A 1,953-nucleotide genomic window follows, 5' to 3' on the forward strand; every position below is an offset into this window, starting at 1 on the left:
GGGCCAGGCAAAACGCCGGTGTGATCGGCATCGCTTTCTTTTGCGGGTCGAACAGCGGCTCGAAGCCGTTGTAGCAATCGGCTTGCAGGATACCGGCGAAGGCGGCCAGATGCTTCTGGGGGTGCTCGCCTCGTCGGTCGCTCGAGGCGTAATAGACCGCCGCCGGCGGCGCAGGCCCGGCGAAGGGCCGGTCATCCCGCACATAAGTCCAGATCCGCCCGGTCGTGCACTTGCCCTTCGCCAGGATACGGATGGTGGTGTCGTCGCCATGCAGGCGCTCGGCCGCGAGTACATGGCGTTCGATCAAGTGGAAGAGCGGCATGACGGCAAAGGTCCCGTGGCCGACCTGGTCGGCCAGTGTCGACAACGGCAGGTCGATCCCCTCGGCCTTAAAGCGCGCGCTCTGGCGGTTGAGCGGGATATGCATGCCGAACTTGTCGAACAGGATCGTCGCCAGCAATTGTGGGCCGATGAAGCCGCGCGGCGTGGCATGGAACGGCGCGGGCGGCTGGCTGATCTTCTCGCAATCGCGGCAGGTGAACTTCTCGCGTACCGTCTCGATCAGCTTGAAGCGGCGCGGGATCTCCTCCAGCGTCTTGGTCACATCCTCACCGATCTTCGCCAGCCGCGATCCACCGCAGCAGGCGCAGCTCGTTGGAGCCTCAATGACGACGCGCTCGCGTTCGATGTCATCCGGCCATGGCTTGCGCACCGGCCGCTTGCGCGTGAAGGCGCGTACGCTCTGCGCCTTTGCCGCCGCGGCCTGCGCGGCGAGCTCATCCTCGCTCGCCGTGGTGACGAGTTCTTCAAGTTCCAATTCCAACTGCTCGATCAGCCGCGCCGTGCGCTCGGAACGCGGCCCGTACAGTTCGCGTTTGAGCTTCTCGATCCGCAGCTCGAGATGCGCGATCAGCGCCTCATTGTCCGACAGCTTCGCCCGCGCGTTCGCCGCTTCGGCTTGCCAATTGATGGCTTCGGCCTGTATCCGGCTGACCTTCGCCGCGGCCGCATCGCGTTCGACCTCGACCCTCAGCCGCGCGTCGCGTTCAGCCCGCAACGCCTCACGTTCGATCAACAGCGCCGCCTGGGCGCTGGCGAGATCCGAAGGAAGGTCATCCGGCTTCAAACTCATGAAGCCAGTGAATCAGATTTCCCGGTAGGTTCAATCGCAGAATGCTATCCAACTCGCGTTGGACGCAAAGTTTCTTGAGGATTCCGCCAGTCGATCCCAGATAGCAGGTAAGAAAGCTGCGCCGGAGAGATCGTCACGGCTTCACCGGCAGCCGAAGGCCAGATGAATCTTCCTCTTTCGAGTCTTTTTGTAAACAGGCACGCTCCCTGAGAATCGTGCCAGATGATTTTTATCAGATCTGAACGGCGCCCCCTGAAGCAAAACAAATGACCCCCCAGTGGGTCATGCTTCAAGACCTCCTGCACCTGCAAAGCCAGGCTCGGAAAGCCGCGCCGCATATCGGTATGGCCCGTCGCCAGCCATACCCGCACGCCAGAGGGGATCGGAATCATCGCAGCGCCTTCAACACCGCCGACACCAGCAAGGGCGGCGCCGACCCGCAAATCCTGATCCGTCCGCTCCCCGTCAATTCCACCACGATCACTTCACCGGACGGTGCCGCTTCCTTGATCGGCTCCGCTTCCATCGCCGCTTCCACAAAGCCCTGGTCAGCAAGGTCCTGGCGAAGCCGACGCCGCCAGGTGTAAATCAGCCCCGTTGAAATATCGTGATCCCGCGCAACCTGCGCCACACACGATCCCGGCGCAAAGGCCTCCGCAACGATCCGGCACCGCTCATCCTCGCTCCAACGCCGCCGGCGTTCCGGCCCCGTCAGCACCGAAATCTGACCCATCAATCGCTCTTAAGCTCGCTCTTAAACACGTGCTTATGAGTGCTCAATCCGCCTCTCAGAACAAGGCGGCCTTCATCGTGGGCGTACG

Annotated in this window: 3 protein-coding genes; all 3 read right to left on the reverse strand. The window is 62.6% G+C overall.

Translation table 11 applies throughout. The features are described 5' to 3' along the window. Positions 1 to 1,132, reverse strand: a 1,132-nt coding sequence (locus IVA82_RS05110) for an IS66 family transposase (RefSeq protein WP_247493185.1), incomplete at its 3' end; no start/stop codon positions are given. 44 nt (positions 1,133 to 1,176) lie between these two features. Continuing rightward, a complete protein-coding gene (gene tnpB / locus IVA82_RS05115) occupies positions 1,177 to 1,524 on the reverse strand; it encodes an IS66 family insertion sequence element accessory protein TnpB (protein WP_082758020.1) in 348 nt (115 codons plus the stop codon). Next, positions 1,521 to 1,865, reverse strand: a complete 345-nt coding sequence (locus tag IVA82_RS05120; protein WP_188106852.1) for a transposase — start codon at positions 1,863 to 1,865, stop codon at positions 1,521 to 1,523. Before IVA82_RS05120 ends, tnpB begins: the two co-directional genes overlap by 4 nt. Positions 1,866 to 1,953 lie beyond the last annotated feature (88 nt).

Source organism: Bradyrhizobium sp. 142 (assembly GCF_023074015.1).
GTDB lineage: Bacteria > Pseudomonadota > Alphaproteobacteria > Rhizobiales > Xanthobacteraceae > Bradyrhizobium.